The 23,087-nt window shown below is 40.3% G+C and carries 15 protein-coding genes; 12 read left to right on the top strand and 3 right to left on the bottom strand.

Going from position 1 to position 23,087, the window contains the following annotated elements:
- Window positions 1-323 precede the first annotated feature (323 nt).
- The 8 genes from BLR37_RS20070 to BLR37_RS20035 all read left to right on the top strand — a co-directional run bounded on the left by BLR37_RS20070 (window position 324) and on the right by BLR37_RS20035 (window position 13,931).
- Window positions 324-3,350, top strand: a complete 3,027-nt coding sequence (locus BLR37_RS20070) for a SusC/RagA family TonB-linked outer membrane protein (protein ID WP_090771750.1) — start codon at window positions 324-326, stop codon at window positions 3,348-3,350.
- 11 nt (window positions 3,351-3,361) lie between these two features.
- On the top strand, window positions 3,362-4,846 hold the full coding sequence (locus BLR37_RS20065; RefSeq protein WP_090771748.1) for a RagB/SusD family nutrient uptake outer membrane protein: 1,485 nt from the start codon (window positions 3,362-3,364) through the stop codon (window positions 4,844-4,846).
- 20 nt (window positions 4,847-4,866) lie between these two features.
- Entirely contained in the window at window positions 4,867-5,694 is an 828-nt protein-coding gene (locus tag BLR37_RS20060) for a LamG domain-containing protein (protein ID WP_090771746.1), read from the top strand.
- Window positions 5,695-5,765: 71 nt separating this feature from the next.
- On the top strand, window positions 5,766-7,433 hold the full coding sequence (locus BLR37_RS20055; protein WP_090771744.1) for a glucoamylase family protein: 1,668 nt from the start codon (window positions 5,766-5,768) through the stop codon (window positions 7,431-7,433).
- Between the two features lie 12 nt (window positions 7,434-7,445).
- Window positions 7,446-8,816: a glucoamylase family protein gene (locus tag BLR37_RS20050; RefSeq protein ID WP_090771742.1), complete on the top strand. Its 1,371-nt coding sequence runs from the start codon at window positions 7,446-7,448 to the stop codon at window positions 8,814-8,816.
- A gap of 21 nt (window positions 8,817-8,837) precedes the next feature.
- Window positions 8,838-10,577 carry a discoidin domain-containing protein gene (locus BLR37_RS20045; RefSeq protein WP_090771740.1) on the top strand — a complete coding sequence of 580 codons (1,740 nt, stop codon included), beginning with the start codon at window positions 8,838-8,840 and terminating at the stop codon, window positions 10,575-10,577.
- 90 nt (window positions 10,578-10,667) lie between these two features.
- Window positions 10,668-12,965, top strand: coding sequence for a beta-glucosidase BglX (gene bglX, locus BLR37_RS20040; RefSeq protein WP_090771738.1), 2,298 nt, complete (start codon window positions 10,668-10,670; stop codon window positions 12,963-12,965).
- A gap of 186 nt (window positions 12,966-13,151) precedes the next feature.
- On the top strand, window positions 13,152-13,931 hold the full coding sequence (locus BLR37_RS20035; RefSeq protein ID WP_090771735.1) for a carboxylesterase family protein: 780 nt from the start codon (window positions 13,152-13,154) through the stop codon (window positions 13,929-13,931).
- Between the two features lie 51 nt (window positions 13,932-13,982).
- Here the strand turns inward: BLR37_RS20035 and BLR37_RS20030 are convergent, their stop codons facing one another.
- From BLR37_RS20030 to BLR37_RS20020, 3 genes are all read right to left on the bottom strand, one after another.
- Window positions 13,983-14,537 carry a transposase gene (locus tag BLR37_RS20030; RefSeq protein ID WP_090771733.1) on the bottom strand — a complete coding sequence of 185 codons (555 nt, stop codon included), beginning with the start codon at window positions 14,535-14,537 and terminating at the stop codon, window positions 13,983-13,985.
- 143 nt (window positions 14,538-14,680) lie between these two features.
- Window positions 14,681-15,409: a YebC/PmpR family DNA-binding transcriptional regulator gene (locus tag BLR37_RS20025; RefSeq protein WP_039477381.1), complete on the bottom strand. Its 729-nt coding sequence runs from the start codon at window positions 15,407-15,409 to the stop codon at window positions 14,681-14,683.
- A 110-nt stretch (window positions 15,410-15,519) separates the two neighbouring features.
- Window positions 15,520-16,467, bottom strand: coding sequence for an NAD-dependent epimerase/dehydratase family protein (locus BLR37_RS20020; RefSeq protein WP_090771731.1), 948 nt, complete (start codon window positions 16,465-16,467; stop codon window positions 15,520-15,522).
- 616 nt (window positions 16,468-17,083) lie between these two features.
- Between BLR37_RS20020 and BLR37_RS20015 the strand changes: the two genes are divergently transcribed.
- From BLR37_RS20015 to BLR37_RS20000, 4 genes are all read left to right on the top strand, one after another.
- On the top strand, window positions 17,084-17,644 hold the full coding sequence (locus BLR37_RS20015) for a sigma-70 family RNA polymerase sigma factor (protein ID WP_090771729.1): 561 nt from the start codon (window positions 17,084-17,086) through the stop codon (window positions 17,642-17,644).
- A gap of 104 nt (window positions 17,645-17,748) precedes the next feature.
- Complete coding sequence (locus BLR37_RS20010) at window positions 17,749-18,771, top strand: FecR family protein (RefSeq protein ID WP_090771726.1); 1,023 nt, start codon at window positions 17,749-17,751, stop codon at window positions 18,769-18,771.
- Between the two features lie 195 nt (window positions 18,772-18,966).
- Window positions 18,967-21,897, top strand: a complete 2,931-nt coding sequence (locus tag BLR37_RS20005; RefSeq protein ID WP_090771724.1) for a TonB-dependent receptor — start codon at window positions 18,967-18,969, stop codon at window positions 21,895-21,897.
- A gap of 47 nt (window positions 21,898-21,944) precedes the next feature.
- Entirely contained in the window at window positions 21,945-22,850 is a 906-nt protein-coding gene (locus BLR37_RS20000; RefSeq protein ID WP_090771722.1) for a sugar phosphate isomerase/epimerase family protein, read from the top strand.
- The last annotated feature ends 237 nt before the right edge of the window (window positions 22,851-23,087 follow it).

The raw sequence follows: 23,087 nt of genomic DNA, 5'->3' as shown, positions 1-23,087 counted from the left end.
ATCATCATTACGGAAACGTTTGCGTAAAAAATGGTTTTTATTGCTTTTTTGAACTTTCTTCCCCATCAGGCACTACATCATTACCTCTCATAGCACTTTTTAAAACCCCACAAAACACTTGGTGTACTTTATACACTTGCCTCAGTGTTAATGTTTTGTTAAAATTCAAAAAAACTGCGTTTTTGACCTGAAATCGCATTCGGTTTATTTGGTTGTGAAACCTTACAGCCCCTGTTGATGTATTAATGTAGAGGTAAAACCACTTGCACATCCACAAAAACAACCTCACATTTAACTAACAATTAAACTAAATTTTAATAAGCATGAAAAGAATCTTTACGAGAATTTCTGTTCTGGCCGTATTTTGTTTACTCGCAATTAACGTAGCATTTGCGCAAAACATTACTGTAAAAGGTAAGGTAATTGATGGCGGTGATAAAACTCCGCTGCCAGGCGTATCTATCTTAATTAAGGGCACACAAAATGGTACACAAACAGATGTAAACGGCAACTACTCTATTAGTGTGCCGGCCAATGCCACACTGGTATTCAACTTTGTTGGCTATACAGCACAAGAGCAGGCTGTAAATAATCAAACTACAATCAATGTATCATTAGCTTCATCAACACAACAATTAGAGCAGGTTGTGGTTGTAGGTTATGGTACACAAAGAAAAATTGATGTAACCGGATCTGTAGCTTCAGTTAAAGGTGAAGATATTTCAAAGCAAGCTTCAGTAAATGCCGTTAGTGCATTACAAGGTAAAGTTGCCGGCGTTAACATTACCAACTCTGGTACTCCAGGTTCAACTCCACAAATAACCATCCGCGGTACAGGTACAATTTATGGTAACCTCGGCGTGTTGTATGTTGTAGATGGTGTGTGGTATGACGATATCAGCTTTCTAAATCCTGCAGATATTGCTGATATGAGTATCTTAAAAGACGCATCATCTCAATCTATTTATGGTATCCGTGCGGCTAACGGTGTTATCCTGGTAACTACCAATAAAGGTAAAACCGGCAATCCTGTAATTAACTATAACGGTTCTGTTGGGTACAAAAAAGTAACCAATCAAATTGAAATGGCTAATGCAACGGAATATGCAACAATTATTAACGAATTGTCTGCATCAAACGCTGCTCCGGCATTATTTGCAAACCCTTCTAGCTATGGCGAAGGTACCAACTGGTATAATCAGGCTTTTAGAAATGCATTGCAAACCAATCACCAGATTTCAATAAATGGTGGTACGGAAAAAACATCCTATAATTTCTCACTCGGTTATACAGATGAAGACGGTATTGTTAAAACGCAAAACTGGAAACGTTATACCGCTAAATTTTCAAATGATTTTCAAGTATTAAAATCTTTAAAACTAGGCTATTCTATCTCAGGTACCGCTATTAACTCAAATGATATCAATGGTGGTATTTTCCGTCAGTTATATGCTGCAGGTCCGGTTGTACCGGTTTACTATGCTGATGGAACTTATGGTGATGCAAATGATTTCAGTTTAGGAGGTGGTAACAACTTCAACCCTCAGGTGACTTTAGATTTCTTCAATCAAAAATCTAAAAACTACCGTATTAATGGTAATGTTTTCGCTGAGTTGACTTTTGCCAAAAATTTTACTTTTAGAACAAGTGCAGGTGGCGACTTCGGTCAAAATGAAGTAAGAGGCTATACCCCTGCTTATCAGGCAACTCAAGGTCAGAGAAATGACATCAGTAAGTTAACAGTTAACAGAGATGAAAACAGAAACTGGATTCTTGAAAACACTTTAACCTACAAAAACACATTTGGTGATCACAGTCTAACTTTATTGGCTGGTACAACGGCTCAAAGAAGAAAGAATTATTTCATCAACTCTAGCGCATTAAATGTTCCATATTCAAGTGATGGCGATTTGTACCTCGCTTTAGGTACAGCATCAAATCGTGAAGTACTTGATGGCGGTAGCTTATCAACTTACTTGTCTTACTTTGGTAGAGCAAATTATTCATTCAAAAACAAATACTTACTGAACGCTACATTGCGTGCCGATGCTGCTTCACAATTTTTTGGCGGAGGCGATCTTTGGGGTTATTTCCCTGCAATTGGTGCTGGTTGGGTAATTTCGAATGAAGATTTCATGAAAGACCAAACTGTATTTAACAATTTAAAATTAAAGGGATCGTGGGGTAAAGTAGGTAATGCAGGTGTTCCTGTAAATCCAACCACTTTAACAGTAACTCAAAGTGCTGGTTATGTTGCTATTTTTAACGGAGTAGCGTATACAGGCGCAAACGTTGCTTCATTAGTACCATCATTCCTTAATTGGGAACGCACTACAGGTACTGATATCGGTATTGAAGCAGCTTTCCTTAAAAATCGCTTAAACATTGAAGCTAATTATTACAATAAGAAAACTGAACAGGCTATTTTCGAAATTCCGATCTTAAGCTCAATTGGTACTGCTTCAAGCAAAATGATTGGTAACCAGGCCGACTTACAAAACCGTGGCTTTGAATTTTTAGCTACCTGGAGGGATCAGCCAAACAGCGACTTTAGCTACTCAATCAGTGGAAACATCGGAATTAACAACAACAAAGTATTATCGGTTGTTACTGGTTTAAACCCAATTTACGGTGGCGGACAAGGCATTGCTAACGGAGCTTTGGCAACCAGAACTGTTCAAGGTGGTGCTATTGGCGAATTTTATGGGTACAGCGTAGCCGGTATCTTCCAAACCCCTGCAGAAGTTGCAGCATCAGCACAAACGGGTGCTAAACCGGGTGATTTCCGTTATGTAGATCAAAATGGTGACGGTGTTATTGATGGAAAAGACCGTGTTGTTTTAGGAAATCCAAATCCTAAATACAGCTATGGTTTAAATACAACTTTCAATTATAAAGGATGGGATTTATCATTCGACATTCAAGGTGTTGCAGGTGTAGATGTTTACAATGCCAATATCGCTTACCGTTTCGGTAATGAGAACTTCAGCAAAGATTTTTACGATAACAGATGGCATGGAGCTGGTACCTCTAACACTTATCCATCAGCTAACGTTGGCTCAACCACTAATGCTGCGCCAAACTCTTTCTATGTTGAAGATGGTTCATATATCCGTTTAAGAACAGTTCAGTTAGGTTATGCACTTCCTGCAAGCTTAATGAGCAAATGGACAATGAAAAAAGTAAGGGTGTTTCTGGATGCTCAAAATGCAATCAACCTATTCGGTTATAAAGGTTTTACACCAGAAATTGGTTATGATGCTGGTACTGGCCCGATCTCAAGAGGTATTGATGCCAGCGTGTATCCACTTTCTGCTATTTATAGATTAGGTCTTCAGGTGCAATTCTAATACATACGACGATGAAATTAAATCATAAAAAAACATATATTCAAAAGTTTGGACTTATTGCTTTATGCGCAAGTACATTAGTAATACCTGCATGTAAAAAGGATTTCCTGAATGTAGATCCTCAAGCCAAACAACCAGCGGTAACATTCTGGAAAACCCAGGATGATGCAACTAAAGCAGTTAACTCGATCTATGCCAATTTAAGAACCTGGGGAAATACCGCTTTCCCGGCTTTGGCAGTTGAGAGTATCCCCGGCGATGACGCTGAGAAAGGAAGCTCTGCAAATGATGCCAGTTATTTAAACAATTTCGATAACTATACAGCTTCATCAACTGAAGGCCAATTTGGTGGTTTTTGGGAAGCTCAGTATCAAAATATCAACCTGTGTAACCAGGTATTAGATAACATTCCGGCTATTAGTATGGATGCAAGCTTAAAAGCGCGCTATATTGCTGAAGCAAAATTTGTTCGTGCCTATTCTTACTTCAGGCTAGTGCGTGCATTTGGTGATGTTCCACTACGTTTAAACGTTCCAAAGGATGCATCAGAATTTAACATTCCAAGAACACCTAAGGCTCAGGTTTATGCCGCAATTGAGAAAGATTTAGATGATGCAGCAGCTGTATTGCCTCAAACTTATCCCGCAGCTGATTTAGGTAGAGCAACAAAAGGTGCAGCTTTAGGCTTACACGCCAAAGTGGCTATGTATTTGGGTAAATGGGATGCCGTGCTTTCTTATACCAATACCGTTATGACTTTAGGTTACGATTTATATCCTAACTTTCAGGAAGGATTCCGTACCACACGCGAAAATAATATCGAATCTGTATTCGAAATTCAATGCGAATTATTGCTAAACAATAAAGATGCTTCGAACTCTCAGTATAGCCAGGTTCAAGGTGTTCGTGGTTCGGTTGCAGGTTGGGGCTTTAACGTACCAACAGCTGCACTAGCTGCTGCTTTTGAAACAGGCGATGTGAGAAGAAATGGAACAATTATCTTCAGGGGAGAAACTACTCCGCAAGGGGATGCAATTGCTCCAACAGGTGATAACCCAATGTATAATGAAAAATCTTATGTGCCATTTAGCTTAATTGTTTCTGGTTACACTGAAGGTTCTCAGCAGAATGTACGCGTGCTTCGCTTTGCCGATGTGTTATTAATGAATGCAGAAGCCGCAAATGAGCTAGGCAATACAACTTTAGCTAAAACCTCGTTAAACAGGGTTCGTGCCCGTGCCCGTGGTGGCGTGGCCGGTGTTTTACCTGATGTTACCACAAACGATAAAGAAGCATTACGCCAGGCCATCTGGAAAGAAAGACAAGTAGAATTAGCAATGGAATCTGATCGCTACTTTGATGTAATTCGTCAAGGTCGTGGTACTGCAGTTTTTGGTGCTAAAGGTTGGAAAGCTGGTAAAAACGAAGTTTGGCCAATTCCTTCTACCGAGATCGATAAAAGTGCAGGTACTTTAACACAAAATCCAGGTTATTAATCGCTTTAAATTTTACAAAAATGAAAACAAAATATTTTTTATTGATGGCGGCAGTAACACTAGGGTTATCATCCTGCCAAAAAGAATTTGATCCGGCAAGCTATGCCCCACCACTAAACATTGGCGGTTACACCAGCTCAAAGCAAATTGCTACCAGTAGCTTAGTAGCTTACTGGGCCTTTGATGGCGGTTATACTGATAGTATTTCTAATACCGCTGGGGTTAATACCGGAACTTCTTTTGCCAAAGGGATTAAAGGACAGGGCTTACAAGGTGCTTTAAACGGTTACGTAGTATCTAATACTCCTGCTGCGGTTCAAAACTTAAAAAGTTTTACGCTTACCCTTTGGGAGAAAATGCCTTTAAACGATAAAGGGATTGTTGGTTTGGTTGATGTAGCTAAATCTTCTGATTTCTGGGGCAACCTTACATTTTTCTTTGAAAACGGTGGCGATGCTACTACCGGGAAATTAGTTGCAAGAACTTATACAGGTGTTGTTAATAATGGAGGTGATAATTTCTTAAAATTAACAGATCCATGGAACAAGTGGAACCAAATAGCATACACATACGATGCTACTACCTCAACCTTTAAAGTTTACTTCAACGGATCTAAAATTGGTGAAAAAACTGTTGCTAACCTGGGTCAGTTAACTTTCCAGGATGCAGGTAAAATGGTTTTTGGAACAGTTCAATTCCAAACTACACCAAGTTTGACCACATCAACTGGCAAGCAAGATTGGGCAAGTTACCTCGTTGGTCAATTAGATGAAGTTCGTATTTACAATAAAGCTTTAACAGCAGATGAAATCAGTGCGCTTTCTAAGCTAGAAGGTAGAGGAAAATAAAATTCCCACCTTAAAACAGGCACAAATAAAAGGGGTTGCCGGCTGGCAGCCCTTTTTAAAAATCTCCCGAAATGAAAAAAAACTACTGCTTTATTCTAATCCTTTCCATTTTTTTCTTTGCCTGCAAAAAAGGAGGCAGTAACGATCCCGTAATCGACCCGGTAGCCCCTCCATCAACTTATGCCTTTGCCGATTTAAAAGTAAATGGCACTTACAACGGCTTTACCTATTATGGTTTAAACAATACGCCTGTTGTTAAAATTACCTTCTCTTCCCCTATCAACCTATCTTCTGTTAGCGGAAACATTACCTTAACCGATGCCACCGGAAACCCGGCAGCATTTACCTCAGCTTTAGAAAATAACGATAATACCGTTGTAATCAGCCCTTCGGCTTTGCAACCTATTACAAAATATATTTTAAACATCAATACCGGACTATTATCAAAATCCGGAAACAAATTACAAACAGCTATAACCGTAACCCTGATTACTGCAGTAGATGATACCGACAAATTTGCCCGCATCACAGACGAAGAACTACTCACCCTGGTTCAAAAACAAACTTTTAAATATTTCTGGGATTTTGGTCATCCTGTTAGCGGATTAGCCCGGGAGCGTAATACATCTGGCAATACAGTTACTTCGGGTGGATCAGGATTTGGTATTATGGCTTTAATCACCGGCATTAACCGCAATTTTATCAGCAGAGCCGATGGTTTGGCCCAGATGCAAAAAATTGTAGCCTTCTTAAAAACAGCTGATCGCTTTCATGGAGCTTATCCGCATTGGCTCGATGGGAATACCGGAAAGGTAATTCCATTTAGCGTTAAAGATAATGGTGGTGATTTGGTAGAAACCTCTTTCTTAATGGCAGGTTTAATAACAGCCAGACAATATTTTAATGGAACTGACGCTGCCGAAACTGCTTTAAGAGCCGACATTAATACCATTTACAATGGTGTAGAATGGAGCTGGTACCGAAAAGACAATAGCAATACGCTGTATTGGCATTGGAGCCCCAACTATAACTGGGACATGAATTTACCCATTAAAGGCTGGAACGAATGTTTAATTACCTATGTAATGGCGGCATCCTCTCCTACCTACTCTATCCCGAAATCAGTTTATGATGCCGGATGGGCGCAAAACGGAGCCATGAAAAACGGCAACAGCTACTATGGGGTTCAACTCCCTTTAGGAACAGCAAATGGTGGCCCTCTATTTTTTGCACATTACTCTTTTATGGGTATTAATCCAACCGGCCTGACAGATGCCTATGCCAATTACGAAAGCCAAACCAAAGCACATGCCTTAATCAATTACAATTATTGCAAAGCTAACCCCCTCGGCAATTACGGTTATGGCGAAAATTGCTGGGGCTTAACCGCCAGTGATATTCAAGGTGGTTATACTGCCAGTTCACCAACCAATGATGTGGGTACCATAGCACCTACTGCAGCACTGGCCTCTATGCCTTACACCCCTACCGAATCGATGCAGGCCTTAAGATATTTTTATTACAAGCTGGGCAATAAAACCTGGGGCGATTATGGCTTCTACGATGCTTTTTCTTTAAAAGACCAGTGGTTTGCAACTTCTACCCTGGCGATAGACCAGGGGCCAATTGTGGTCATGATCGAAAATTACAGAACAAAATTAATCTGGAACTTATTTATGAGTGCACCAGAAGTAAAAGCAGGAATGAAAAATCTTGGTTTTAGCAGCCCCAACCTTTAACAACACACACAAATGAAACTCAATTTTCAACACTTTTTATTTTTTTCGCTCACACTAATTACCCTTTCTGCCTGCGCTCAGGGTAAAAAGTCGGGCTACAACCCCGATCTTACCATCCGTAAAAACTTAACCGACGAGCAATTGCTCGATTTGGTACAAAAGCAAACCTTTCAGTATTTCTGGGATGGTGCAGAACCTACATCTGGTGCTGGCCGAGAGCGTTATCACGTAGATAACATATATCCCGAAAACGATAAAAGCACTGTTGCAACCGGCGCTACAGGTTTTGGTTTAATGGCAATTTTAAGTGGTATCGACAGGGGGTACGTCACCAAAAAAGATGGAGCGGAACGTTTAAACAAAATTCTCGATTTTCTGGGCAAAGCCGATCGTTTTCATGGGGCTTGGTCGCACTGGATTTATGGCGAAACCGGTAAAGTACGTCCGTTTGGCCGCAAAGATAATGGCGGCGATTTGGTAGAAACTTCTTTTGTGGCGCAAGCCTTAATCTGTATTAACAGCTATTATAAAAACGGCACAACTGCAGAAAAAGCATTGGCTAAAAAAGCCGATGAACTTTGGAAAGGCATTGATTTTAACTGGTACCGCAATGATGGCCAAAATGTATTGTACTGGCACTGGTCGCCCGAATATCAATGGGAAATGAACTTTCCTGTTAAAGGGTATAACGAATGCTTAATTATGTACGTATTAGCGGCTTCCTCTCCTACCCATACTGTACCTGCCGAGGTTTATCATCAGGGTTGGGCCAGAAACGGCGAAATTAAAACCAATTTTGAGGTCTACGGCCATCCTTTTACGCTCGATTATCAGGGTCAGAAAAACTCGGTTGGCCCTTTATTCTGGGCACACTATTCTTACTTGGGCTTAAATCCAAAAGGATTAAAAGACCGTTATGCCAACTATTGGGAAAACAATGTAAACCATACCCTGGCTATCCACGATTATTGTGTAGCTAACCCAAAAGGCTTTAAAGGCTATGGCCAAAACAACTGGGGGTTAACCGCCAGCTATTCTGTTAAGGGGTATGCAGCCCATAATCCGCAGGAAGATTTTGGCGTAATTTCTCCTACCGCTGCCATTTCATCTATTCCTTATACGCCAAAAGAATCGATGAAGGTAATCAGACACCTTTACGAAAATTTAGGTACCAAAGTATGGGGCAAATATGGCTTTTATGATGCCTTTTCTGAAACCGACAACTGGTATCCGCAAAGATATTTAGGCATAGATCAGGGACCAATGGTGGTGATGATTGAAAATTACCGGTCTGGATTACTTTGGAAACTATTTATGAGCAATGAAGATGTACAGAAAGGCTTAACTAAATTAGGCTTTGAAAGTCCGGCATTGAAGAAATAAAATTGATAAGCATAACATTAAATGAAGCATATTCTATTCATCATATTAACCAGCATAACTGTTGGATTGCAGGCACAGCAAAAAACCTATTGCAACCCAATCAACGTGGATTATGGCTATACCCCTTTTGAATCTTTTACCGAATGGGGTAAGCACCGCGCTACGGCCGATCCGGTTATTGTAAACTACAAAGGCGATTTCTACCTGTTCAGTACCAATCAATGGGGTTACTGGCACAGTCCGGATATGCTCAACTGGAAGTTTGAAGAAAGAAAGTTTCTGCGCCCGTGGAATAAAACCAAAGATGAACTCTGCGCACCCGGAGTAGGCATAGTTGGCGATACCATGGTGGTTTTTGGGAGTACTTACACCAAAAATTTCACCCTGTGGGGCAGTACCGATCCCAAAGGAAACAAATGGTTTCCTTTGGTCGATTCGTTGGAAATAGGTGGCTGGGACCCGGCCTTTTTTACCGATGATGACGGCAAATTTTACATGTACAACGGCAGCAGCAATAACTACCCGATGTATGGTGTTGAATTAGACCGCAAAACATTTAAGCCTAAAGGCACCCGTACCCCGATGTACCTGCTGCAAAGCTGGCGCTATGGTTGGCAGCGTTTCGGCGAGTATATGGACGATACCTTTCTCGATCCTTTTGCCGAAGGTGCCTGGATGACCAAACACAATGGCAAGTATTATTTTCAGTATGGTGCACCCGGAACCGAATTTAGCGGATACTCTGACGGGGTTGTGGTAGGCTGTAAGCCGCTTTTCGATGGCATACAGGCTACCCCGCAATCCGATCCGCTGAGTTATAAAGGCGGTGGCTTTTCAAGAGGTGCAGGCCATGGAGCAACCTTTCAGGATAACAACAAAAATTACTGGCACATTTCTACCAGCATTATTTGTGTAAAAAATACCTGGGAGCGCCGGATGGGCATCTGGCCAACCGGTTTTGATCAGGATGATGTGATGTGGACCAATACCGCATTTGGCGATTACCCACTCTACCTGCCTTCAGAAAGAAAAGCAAATGGCCCTGCTGGTCCGGGATGGATGCTGATTAACTATAAAAAACCAGTTACTGTTTCTTCTACATTAGGTGCTTTTGAGGCCAACAATGCTGTAGATGAAAGTATAAAAACCTATTGGAGCGCCAAAACTGCTAACAATGGCGAATGGATCCAAACAGATTTAGGGAGCCTGGCCACTGTTAATGCCATTCAAATCAACTATGCCGATCAGGATGCCGAATTTATTGGTAAACAAACCGGTATTTTTCATCAGTACAAAATCCTTTCATCAGTTGATGGCAAAAAATGGACGACCTTGGTTGATAAAAGTCAGAACAAAACAGATGTGCCGCATGATTATATCGAATTGCCAAAACCGGTTAAAACCAGGTTTATTAAAATGGTAAATATCCACATGCCAACCGGAAAATTTGCCATTAGTGGTTTGCGCGTTTTTGGTAACGGAAACGGTGAGCAACCAGCACAAGTGAAAAACTTGATTGTATTGCGCACCGAGAAAGATAAACGCAGTGCCTATATCAAATGGCAACCGGTTGATAATGCCTTTGCCTATAACCTGTATTATGGCACCGCGCCCGATAAACTTTATAACTGCATCATGATTCATGACTTTAACGAATACTGGTTTAAAGCAATGGATAGCCAAAAAGCTTATTACTTCGCTATCGAAGCGATAAACGAGAATGGTGTTTCGGCAAAAACAGCAGTTAAAAAGGTAGATTAAAAATATAGCTCACGCTCGTTTGTAACGCGCGCGGAAATAATCAATCGTTTATAACGATTAAAACACGAAAAAGAATAAAATACACATAGCATGAAAAGAGCGAAAATCCTGGCTGTTTTTTTTACAGCCTTCGTACTGAACGCATCTGCGCAGACCAAAAAACCGGTTTCGGCTGAGGAAGCAAAGATGAACACCTTTATCAATAACCTGATGGCTAAAATGACGGTCGATGAAAAAATTGGCCAACTGAATTTACCAAGCTCCGGCGATATTACCACCGGGCAGGCCAACAGCAGCGATATCGGTAAAAAGATCAAAGATGGCCAGGTTGGTGGTTTATTCAACATTAAGGGCGTTGAAAAGATCAGAGCAGTACAAAAGGTTGCTGTAGAAAACAGCAGGATGAAAATCCCTTTGTTGTTCGGTATGGATGTAATACACGGTTACAATACCGTTTTCCCGATCCCTTTAGGTATGAGTGCCACCTGGAATATGGATGCTGTTCAAAAATCGGCGCGTGTTGCAGCCATTGAAGCCAGTGCAAGCGGCATCAACTGGACCTTCTCTCCCATGGTTGATATTTCGCGCGACCCACGCTGGGGAAGGATTTCGGAAGGTAATGGCGAAGATCCATATCTGGGCTCTCAAATTGCCAAAGCCATGGTAAAAGGTTATCAGGGTAAATTGCAGGCCAACAACGAAATTCTGGCTTGTGTTAAACACTATGCCCTTTATGGCGCAGCCGAAGCAGGAAGAGATTACAACACGACTGATATGAGTAAGGTAAAAATGTATAACGAATACCTTCCGCCATACAAAGCAGCTGTTGACGCTGGTGCCGCCAGTATTATGGCTTCATTTAACGAGGTTGACGGCATTCCGGCTACGGGCAGTAAATGGCTAATGACCGAGGTTTTACGCAACCAGTGGGGCTTTAAAGGCTTCGTGGTAACCGATTATACTGGTATTCCTGAAATGATTGCGCACGGAATGGGCGATTTACAAACAGTTTCGGCACTGGCTTTAAATGCAGGTGTAGATATGGATATGGTGGGTGAAGGTTTTTTAGGTACACTAAAAAAATCGCTTGCCGAAAAGAAAGTGAGCATCGATCAGATTAACAGGGCTTGCCGCTTAATTCTTCAGGCTAAGTACAAATTGGGCTTATTTGCCGATCCGTACAAATTCTGTGATGCAAACCGCGCAGAGAAAGAAGTTTTCAGCCCTGAAAACCGTAGCGTTGCCCGTCAGATCGCTGCCGAAAGTTTTGTATTGCTTAAAAACAAAAACAATATCTTACCACTTAAAAAATCAGGTACAATTGGTTTAGTTGGTCCACTGGCCGATAACACTGCCAATATGTACGGTACCTGGAGTGTAGCGGCTCTATTCGACAAATCGGTAACGGTTTTGCAAGGTTTAAAAAATGCTTTAGGCAACAATGCAAAAATATTAACCGCCCGCGGTGCTAACTTCCTGGCCGATTCGGCTTTAGAGCACCGCTATGTAAATATCCACAACCCTACTTACAAACACGATTCGCGCTCAGAAGCAGAAATGATTAAAGAAGCTTTGGCTGTTGCCGAAAAATCGGATGTAATTGTGGCTACTGTTGGTGAAGGTTCTGAATTTTCAGGCGAAAGCAGCAGCGTTACCGATATTCAAATCCCCGAAACGCAAAAAAATCTTTTAAAAGCTTTGGTTAAAACGGGTAAACCGGTTGTGATGGTGCTGTTTACAGGTCGCCCGCTGGCTTTAAAATGGGAAGATGAAAATATCCCTGCTATTCTAAATGTGTGGTTTCCGGGTAGCGAAGCCGGAAGCGCCATTGCCGATGTACTTTTTGGCGATGCAAACCCTTCTGGCAAATTGAGTGCTACTTTTCCGCAAAATGTTGGTCAGGTGCCACTTTATTATGCGCACAAAAATACCGGTCGCCCTTTAGCCGACGGTAAATGGTTCGAAAAATTCCGCTCTAACTATTTAGATGTAAGTAATGATCCCTTGTACCCATTTGGTTTTGGCTTAAGCTATACCACATTTAACTACAGCGATATTAAATTAAGTTCGAATACATTAACCAAAGGCAAATCTATTACCGCGTCGGTTACATTAACCAATACCGGCAAATACGACGGACAGGAGGTTGTGCAACTCTATATCCGCGATTTGGTGGGTAGTATTACCCGACCGGTTAAAGAGCTAAAAGGCTTCCAGAAAGTAAGTTTAAAGGCTGGAGAAAGCAAAAACATCACTTTTACCCTAACCGAAAACGATCTTAAATTCTATAATTCGGATTTAAAATTTGTGGCAGAACCCGGCGATTTCAAAGTATTTATCGGCACCAACTCACGCGATGTAAAAGAAGCATCTTTTACGCTGAAATAAAGACAATTAGGTTTGGTTGTTAACCCTGTGCTATTGTAAAGTAGCCAGGGTTTTCTATTTTTGTGAGAGGAAAGCATAATGATTTTAACCCCGACAACCAAATCGGCTGGATTTATCGTCTAAAACTACCTTAAGTATAGAAGACCACTATTGCTAGAAAACTACTTATTTAACATAATATCCCTGATGAAAACTTTTTCTCTCACTATCTGCATCCTTTTTTCTGTACTCTTTTTAAACGCTCAGGATTTTAAAAAATACGATAAAGGCAGCTTTATTAAAGGCAAAGATTCTATTTACTACAGGGTATTGTTTCCGGAAAACTTTAACCCCGAACAAAAATACCCGTTAGTGATCTTCCTGCATGGCAGTGGCGAAAGAGGCAATGACAATGCCAGTCAGCTGGTACACGGTGGAAAGTTGTTTTTAAAAAACGATGTGCGCAAAAATTTTCCTGCCATTGTAGTGTTTCCACAATGCCCGGCTAACGATTTCTGGGCCAATATTAACATCGATAAAGACACTAAAGGTAAAAGGAAATTAAGTTTTGTTGAAGGTGGCAAGCCAACCAAAATTATGCACGCATTGCAGGGCATGATTAAAGATTTCCTTAAAAAACCTTACGTAAACCGCGAGCAGGTTTACGTTGGTGGTCTATCCATGGGTGGCATGGGTACTTATGAGCTGCTGAGAAGAGAGCGTCGTAAATTTGCTGCAGCCATTGCCATTTGTGGTGGCGACAATACCAATAACATCGAAAAATACAAAAAAACACCCCTCTGGATTTTCCATGGGGCAAAAGATGATGTTGTAGATCCCGCATTATCGATCGCTATTGCCGAACGTTTAAAAACAGTTGGCGACGAGGTTAAATTTACCCTTTACCCTACAGCTAACCACAATAGCTGGGATAGTGCCTTTGCGGAGCCTGAGTTATTGCCCTGGTTGTTTTCGCATAAGAAATAACAGCAAGACCTCGCAGGTTTTAAAAACCTGCGAGGTCTAAATAAATGCTATTTATACGCGCTTAAGATCTTCATATTTCTTTTGATGATATTCTTTAAAGCCAGATAGCCCGTCAAACCATTTAATAACTTCTTCTCTTTTTAAGGATGTTGCTCTATCAGATAAAATACTATTGAATGAAGAATAGGGATAATCTCTAAAGTCTGGTAATACTTTATGTTTTTGTGGATTCGAGTGAATATAATATATCAATTCTGTTAAATATTCCTCATCTTCTATTTTTCGTCTTTTGAATCTTTCTTCAAAAAGTTTACCGGTGCGATCATATCGCTTATTAAAGGCCTTGGCGTAGGCATTAAATAAATTAGAGAAGCTCTTTTCTACACTTCCGCCGCAATGTTCTTCACCTCTTATTTTAATTAAAAGATGGAAATGGTTATTTAAAAGGCAATAGACAAAAATATCCGCAACTGGCGAAATGTATTTCTTTAACAATTTTAAAAAATATAGATAATTATCTTCCTCCCGGAATATGATTTCACTATTATTCCCTCTATTGTAGATGTGATAATAGGCTTCGTATTCTAATGGAATTGTTTTAATCATACTTAAATTTAAATAAAATCAAGTAAAATCAAATCACCTATTTAGCTTCCAGACCTCGCAGGTTTTAAAAACCTGCGAGGTCTTAAATAACAAAAAAGGCTTGAGGAAAATCCCCAAGCCTTTTGCTATAAATAAGGTATTTATTATTCAGCCATGTTGTGATAAACCGCCTGCACATCATCATCCTCTTCCAGCTTATCAATCAGTTTTAAAACATCGGCAGCTTGCTCTTCGGTTACCTCATGGTGCGATAAAGCAATGCGCTCCAGTTTAGAGCTTTTTAACTCAATGCCTTTTTCTTCCAGTGCTTTTTGTAAAGAACCAAAGTTTTCAAAAGCGCCCTGAGCTACTGCTACATCATTTCCTTCTTCATCCGCTTCAACGTAAAGTTCTTCTAAACCTGCATCAATTAATTCAAATTCTAATTCTTCCAAATCCAAATCATCAGCAGGTACAAAGCGGAAAATAGATTTACGGTTGAAAACAAAATCCAAAGAACCGGTTTTGCCTAAAGTTCCATTGGTTTTATTAAAGTAGCTGCGCACGTTGGCAACGGTACGGTTGGTATTATCGGTTGCAGTTTCAATTAAAACCGCCACACCATGAGGTGCGTAACCTTCGTAAACAATTTCTTCGTAATTGGCTAACGATTTATCAGATGCACGCTTAATAGCTGCCTCTACCCTATCTTTAGGCATGTTTACAGCTTTAGCATTTTGCATAGCCGTACGTAAACGCGAGTTGGTTTCAGGATGAGGCCCCGATTCCTTAACCGCCATTACAATATCTTTACCAATACGCGTAAACTGAACCGCCATTTTGGCCCAACGCTTAAATTTTCTTTCTTTTCTAAATTCGAATGCTCTTCCCATTTTGTAGTATCAAGTAATTGGAATCAAGTATCAAGATGATCCTTGTTCCTAACCCTTTATTTTGTTTATTTAATATAATACCTCTGCTTTAGTCTTTTAGCTTTGGTCTTTTAGCTCTTTTTTAAATTCTTTAACATATCAGTTGTCAGCTTCGATAAATCGAACTCCGGTTTCCAGCCCCAGTCTTTAGCCGCGTAGGTATCATCAATAGAACGTGGCCAGCTGTTGGCAATTTGCTGGCGCGGATCGTTTTCGGTGTAAGTTAAGGTAAAATCAGGAATGTGCTTCCTGATTTCGGCTGCTAAAACTTCTGGTGTAAAACTTACGCCAGCAAAATTATAACTGCTGCGCACCGAAATCTGATCGGCTGGTGCATCCATCAATTCAATCGTACCACGAATCGCATCGTCCATATACATCATCGGCAATTCGGTTCCGGCATTTAAGAAACTCTGATAGCTGCCTTTTTTTAACGCATCGTGAAAAATATGAATGGCATAATCAGTAGTTCCTCCTCCCGGTGCTGCCTTCCAGCTAATCAATCCCGGATAACGGATACTGCGTACATCCAAACCATATTTTTGGTTGTAATATTCGCACCAACGCTCGCCAGCCAGTTTACTAATACCATAAACCGTATTCGGGTCCATTACACAATATTGCGAGGTATGATCTTTAGGCGAATTTGGCCCAAACACAGCAATAGAACTTGGCCAGTACACTTTTGCTGTTTTATATTCGAGTGCTAAATCGAGTACATTCAGCAAACCATTCATGTTTAAATCCCAGGCTAATTTAGGGTTCTGTTCGCCCGTTGCTGATAATAATGCCGCCAGCAGGTAAACCTGTGTAGGCCTGTACTTGTGAAAAATGCCTTTAACCATTTCCTTATCAAGCACATTTACAAATTCGAATGGCGCAGAGTTTTTGATATCATAATCAGGTCTGCGGATATCGCATGCAACTACGTTATCATCGCCATATATCTTACGTAAAGTGGTAACCAATTCGGTGCCAATCTGTCCGTTAGAGCCTAAAACAACAATTTTTTCCTGCATATTTTTCTTGAGATTGAGCAAAGGTAAAAAAATGAGATAAAAGGTGATAAAATATTTATACTTAGTGTGTAAGTTGGTTAACTGATTAAATCGTTGAAACTGGTTAACTGTAAATTGCAAACTGCCTACTGATATGGTTAACTGTTTAATCGTTTAAACTGGTTAACTGTCAATTGAAAACTGCCAACTTAGCAAGGTTAACTGTTTAAATCGTTTAAACTGGTTAATTGTAAATTGCAAACTGTTAACTGTAAATTGCAAACTGAAAACTGCCAACTCAGCAAGGTTAACTGTGTAAATCGTTTAAACTGGTTAACTGTAAATTGAAAACTGCCAACTCAGCAAGGTTAACTGTGTAAATCGTTTAAGCTGGTTAACTGTCAACTGAAAACTGTTAACTGTAAATTGAAAACTGCCAACTCAGCAAGGTTAACTGGTTAATCGTTGAAACTGGTTAACTGTCAACCGAAAACTGTAAATTGCAAACTGGTTTACTGCGAACTGCCAACATTCCAACATTAAAACTTTTCAACTTTTCAACTTTAAAACACACCAATATCTCAGCTTTAAAACTTAAAATTTATACATTTACCTTAGCGTACCTCCAAATAAACCAATGACTCCTTTTGAGCCTGAATATGCTGCAGATTTACTTAACCGCCTAAAACTGGGCGATAAGCAGGCTTATGAGCGCATTTATTTAACCTATAGTAAAGAATTGCTTTTAGCAGCTTACAAAAAAACAGGAGAAAGGATAATTGCTGAGGAACTGGTGCAGAATATTTTCATTTCACTTTGGGAAAAACGTGCTGAAGCCAAAATCAGCAACCTGCAAGCTTATTTATTTGGCGCACTAAAACTGAGTGTAATTAACCATATCAGGAGTTTGGTGATGGAAAACAAATACGTGCAATACCAAAGCCTCACCTATACAGAAGATCATCAGGATACCGCCAACCTGGTCGACTTTCATGACCTTTCAGCCATTATCGAACAAGGCATCAATTCGCTCCCCGAAAAAACCCGGGAAGTTTTCAGGCTCAGCCGTTACCAGCACCAATCTACCAAAGATATTTCTGCCGGATTAAACATTTCTGAAAAGGCTGTGGAATACCACATTACCCAGTCTATTAAAAGGATTAAAGAATATATTAAAAATTTCTACATCTTTTTATAGCTGTATATCAGATAATTACAAAATAATTTCATTTTTCTGCAATTTGCTTTAGGGTTTAGCCCTCATTGTGTTACTTGTAAGTATAAAGCCAAATATTTTTTCTTATGAACCAAAAATCATTCTACGATTTACTTACCCGTTATCACGACGGAAATTGTACTGAAGCCGAAAAGCTTTGGGTAGATAAATGGTATCATAATTTAAACAGTAAGAGTTTTGAAGATCTTTCTGATGCTGCACTGGATGAGATGCAGCAAAGTGTTTGGCAAAATATCAATCCAGATGCCACAAAACTGGTAAAAACGGCTACCATAAAGAGACTTTGGCCAAAATTTGCCATTGCAGCATCGTTTATTGTTGCATTTCTAATTGGTGGCTTGTACTGGGCAAACAAGAACAACGCCGAAAATGCCTTTATGAGCGATAATGAAGGTCTGGAACTAATTAGCAAAACCAACGATACAAATCGTCCCATCATAGTTTCGCTGAGCGATGAGAGTAAAATTACTTTAGATCCAAAGGCAAACATTATTTACCCAAAGGATTTTGCTACCGATAAAAGAACCGTTTACCTAAAAGGAAATGCTTTTTTCTCGGTAAGCAAAAATCCGAAAAGACCTTTTTACGTGTACAACCGAACATTGGTTGTACGCGTTTTAGGTACCAGCTTTTTTGTTAAATCATCAGTTAACCAGCAACCGGCACAAGTTTCGGTACGCACAGGCAAGGTACAGGTAAACGAAAACGAAAACTGCAGCCTGTTCCGCCTTTCGGATAAAAGGGTAGCCAAACCTATTTTACTCAAACCTAATCAGAAGGGAATTTATACCGATCATAACTTAAGCAAAACCCTGGTAGAGCACCCTATTCCTTTAGCCGTGGCTTACAATGTACCCAACACGGTCAGTTATAATTTTAAAGAAAAAAGCCTGAAAGAGATTTTCAGTACCTTATCAGAAGCCTACGGTATTGATATTTTAACCAGTCAGCAGGATATTTTAAACTACACCTTTACCGGAGATTTAAGCAATAAAGGGCTATATGAGCAGCTCGATCTGATTTGCGGATCTATATCAGGTAAATATAAAATCAAAGGAACCAGCATTATGGTTTCGAATACCAACTAACCAAAATATATAAACATTATGAAACAGTACCAGATTATCAACAGCCCGTAACCGCGGCACCACTTCCCATAATATTTTTCTAAAAAACAAAGCCGACAATGTGGGGCATTGCCGGCGAGTTAAATACATAGAAATGTATTCATGGTATTCCTATGTCCAATAAATCCAATCATTTAATGAACAACAACCAAATTTATGAAAAAAAATCAACTTATTTCGCTGGCGATATATGCAATGAGAGTTTCGATTTACCAAATACTTGCAATAATAACCTTTACCTGTGCTGCATTTGCAAAAAATGTTGGCGCACAGGAATTTCTGAATAAAGCAATCTCGATCAAAGCCGATCAAACCGATATTAAAACCATTATTGAAAAAACCGAACAGCTGGCCAATGTAAAATTTGTGTACAGTCCGCAATTAATTAACTCCGATCGGAAAATATCTGTAAACGTTGTTAACCAAAAACTTAAATACTTTCTTGAGAATTCGCTAAAACGTTATGACGTGGGATATAGGATAGTTAAAGATCAGATTCTGCTCTATTCTATTCCCGCCAATAACAACCTCGCACTGTTAAAAGCCTTTGAAGGGATTGTTACCGGTAAAGTTACCGATAGCAAAGGCAACGCCATCCCCGGGGTATCGGTTACCGTAAAAGGCAAAACCATTGGTACTACCACCGATGAAAACGGAGCTTTTGCATTAAAAGGCCTTACGGTTGACAGTCGCGTGCTGGTAGTAAGGTACGTAGGCTATATTTCTAAAGAAGTTAACCTATCGCCAGGCAATGCCGACGAAAACCTGAACATCAGCTTATCAGAAGATAACTTACAGCTCGAAAGTGTAATGGTTACCGGTGGTAATCCGAAAAAGAAGCTCGAAAGCAGCGTAGCCCTTACTTCGGTAAGCAATAAAGACATTACCAACAGGGCACCTTTAAACAGTACCGATTTATTAAAAGCCATTCCGGGTTTAACTGTAGAGAGTACAGGTGGTGATGGGCCCGGAAACGTTTGGGTAAGGGGCTTTCCGCAACAAGGTGGTTATATATTCCTGGGTATACAGGAAGATGGTTTGCCTTTGTTACCTACAGGCTTCAACACCAATCCATCAGTAGATCAATACTACAAAACCGATTTGACTATCCAAAACATCGAAGCCATTAGAGGAGGTAACGCTTCTATTATTCAGGCCAATACACCTGGTGCAGTGGTTAACAACCTCAGTTATGTGGGTGCCGATAAACAATATGGCCAGTTTAAATTCACCACAGGCTTTTCGCAGGGCTTGTACCGTTTTGATGGCAATACCGGTGGAAAAATAAGTGATCAGGTTAAATACAACATTGGTGGTTTTTACCGTACCGATAATGGCGTGGTAGATCAGGGTTTTAATCCGGCCAATCGAGGCGGACAAATTAAAGGTAACATGACTTTTAGTTTCAAGAATAACAAAGGTTTTATCCGCCTTTACGGAAAGTACCTGAACGATAAAGTTCAGTTCCTGTTAACCAGTTACTACCCTTACGATGGAACCGGAAAGCCAACCACTTACCGAGATTACAATATGGCTTCTCAATCCATTACTCCTGTTCAAACCGATTGGAGCTATAACGACCCTGTAAACGGAAACTATGATTTTAGTTTAACAGACGGGATACATACCAAATTAGGTTCTGCTGGTTTCCAGTTTAACTACCTAACTGATAATGGCTGGCAGATCGTAAACAATTTCCGTTACCAGAATACCCACACCAATGCTACTTATACTGCACCTGCCGGAATTACAGCCAGAACCAGCACAACACCTTACTACTACCCTGGCGGTGCTGTTGCACCTTTTGTAGCCGGCGATTATGTAATTACCTCAAATGCCCAGGGGCAAATTAACAGCGACGTGCAGATTGTAGATTATCTGGACCTAAAAAAGAAAGTAAAAAACCACAGTCTTAATATCGGATTGGGCATCCACCAATATAACCGAGACGATGTACGTTATGCTTTCCGTTCGTTTACCGAGTTTAAAGAACACCCAAGTATTATCTTACAATCGCCAACTGCTGCAGAGCGCACCATTCAAACTAAAAATACCTTCATAGGCGATACCAGAACCTTATCCGCTTACGCTGGTGATGAGATTAAAATATCAGAAAAATGGCGTCTGGATATTGGGGCGAGGATCGACAATCAAAATGTAAAAGGCGACAGACCTTATTATGCATTAAACACCAATGGTACTGTAAATGCAAGTGCAAGTGCTACACCGACTATTTTAGGCTATACTGCTTATAACGAAACATTAACTAATTGGGCGGCTTCTGTAGGTGCAAATTATAAAATCAGCAATACTTCAAGCATTTTTGCCCGGGCAACCAAAGCCTACAACGCGCCGAACATTGGCGATTACAATGCATCGGCCTACAATGCCGCCAATATTAAAAAACGTCCGGTTTATTTAGGCGAAGTAGGCTTTAAATATGCCAAAAACAACCTGGCCATTTTTGCCTCCGGAAGTTACTCGGCTATTAAAAATGTATCGTTAAGCATTAATGTGCCAACCACAGCGGCAGGTACACAGGCTTTGGTGGCTTTTGGTTCTACCCGCACCTGGAGCGCAGAATATGAAGTTTCTTACAAAATTGCCAAACCACTCAGCTTACGCTTAACCGGAACGCTTCAGGATTCTAAATATACCGATTATGAAGCCAATACCAGTGGCAACGCTGCCGTTGCCGCCGAATTTGGTAACCGCATTTACAGCTTTACCGGTAACCGCACAGAACGGGTTCCGGTGCTTAACACCGAACTTGGTGCAAACTACGATTACAAAAACTTTAACTTATATGTTGCAGCAAATTACGTGGGCAGCCGCTTTACCTCACCAAGCGGAAGCTACGAATTACCCGGTTATGTGGTAATGAAAGCTGGCGCAGGCTATAATTTCACTAAAAAAGTAGCCATAAGATTTTGGGCAGACAATTTGTTAAATGCAAAAGTGTTGACCGAAGGCGATGTTCGTGGAGATCAGTTCAGAGATTTCTCAACAGTAAGCCCTGGTCAATTAATGATTGGCAGAACTTTACTTCAACGTACTTTCTGGGGATCATTGGCTTATTCATTTTAACAGCAAGGCCGGAGTTTACGCTCCGGCCTTTTTTAATTCAAAACATCATGACAACAAGAAGATCATTTTTACAGCAAACAAGCTTAGCTGCAGTTGCAGCATTTTTAAGCCCGTCAGTTATTACCTCTGCCCTGGCACAACCAGCCAAAATTTCTAAAATAGGCATTGGTTTATTTACCTTGAGAGAACAATTAACAGCCGATGTTAAGGCCACTATAGCCCGCGTGGCCCAGATTGGCTATAACCAGGTAGAAACTTATTATGGCTATCCGGGCAAATATGAAGTTAAGGGCTTCTGGGGGTTGGAAGCCAAAGATTTTAAAGCTTTACTTACAGCCAATAACCTTACTTCGCCAAGTGGCCATTACAATTTAACCGACTTCCTTTCTACCGGCGATGATAAAGTATTAAAATCGCACATCGAAACTGCTGCAACCGTAGGTCAAAAATATTTTGTGGTTCCGGCATTACCTACCGATATCAGAGCAAACGGCACATTAGATGATTACAAGCGCATGGCCACCAAATTTAATCAGGCCGCAGAGCTCTGTCAACAATCAGGCCTAAAATTAGCCTACCACAACCACAATTTCGAATTTAAAGATCAGGGTAACGGTGTTACAGGCTATTCCATTTTACTCAATGAAACCGATGCCAAACTGGTAGGCTTTGAACTCGATATTTTCTGGGCCGTAAATGCAGGCTTAGATCCCGTAGCCATGTTCAGTAAAAATCCGGGGCGATATAAAATGTTTCATGTTAAGGATATGGATAAACAGGATAAAGCCGTGTTTACCGAAGTAGGTTCGGGCAAAATCGATTTTAAAACCATTTTTGCCAGCGCTAAACTGGCCGGTGTTGATTACATTTTTACCGAACAGGACCTGATTAAAAAAGAACCTTTTCAAAGCATTACAGAAAGCTACAATTATATTAAAAACAACTTGCTGTAGGCAGTCATTCAAGCCATGAAAAGGCCTGTTTAGAAATTTACTGGTAAATAACATGTTCATTCGCACTAAATGTACTTTTTACACCAAGTAAATCTGATAAAAAAACAGGCCTCAACATGGTTTAAACCTACAAAAAACGCATTATTTAGAATTATTATTCGGAGTAACAATTGCGTTGCGTATCAATAATTTAACGGTATAACCTTAACGTTTCCATTATATTTTTTCTAATATTAC

The organism is Pedobacter soli, assembly GCF_900101435.1.
Classification (GTDB): Bacteria; Bacteroidota; Bacteroidia; order Sphingobacteriales; family Sphingobacteriaceae; genus Pedobacter; species Pedobacter soli.
The sequence above is the reverse complement of the archived record's forward strand: the minus strand, read 5'-3'. Positions and strand labels throughout refer to the sequence as shown.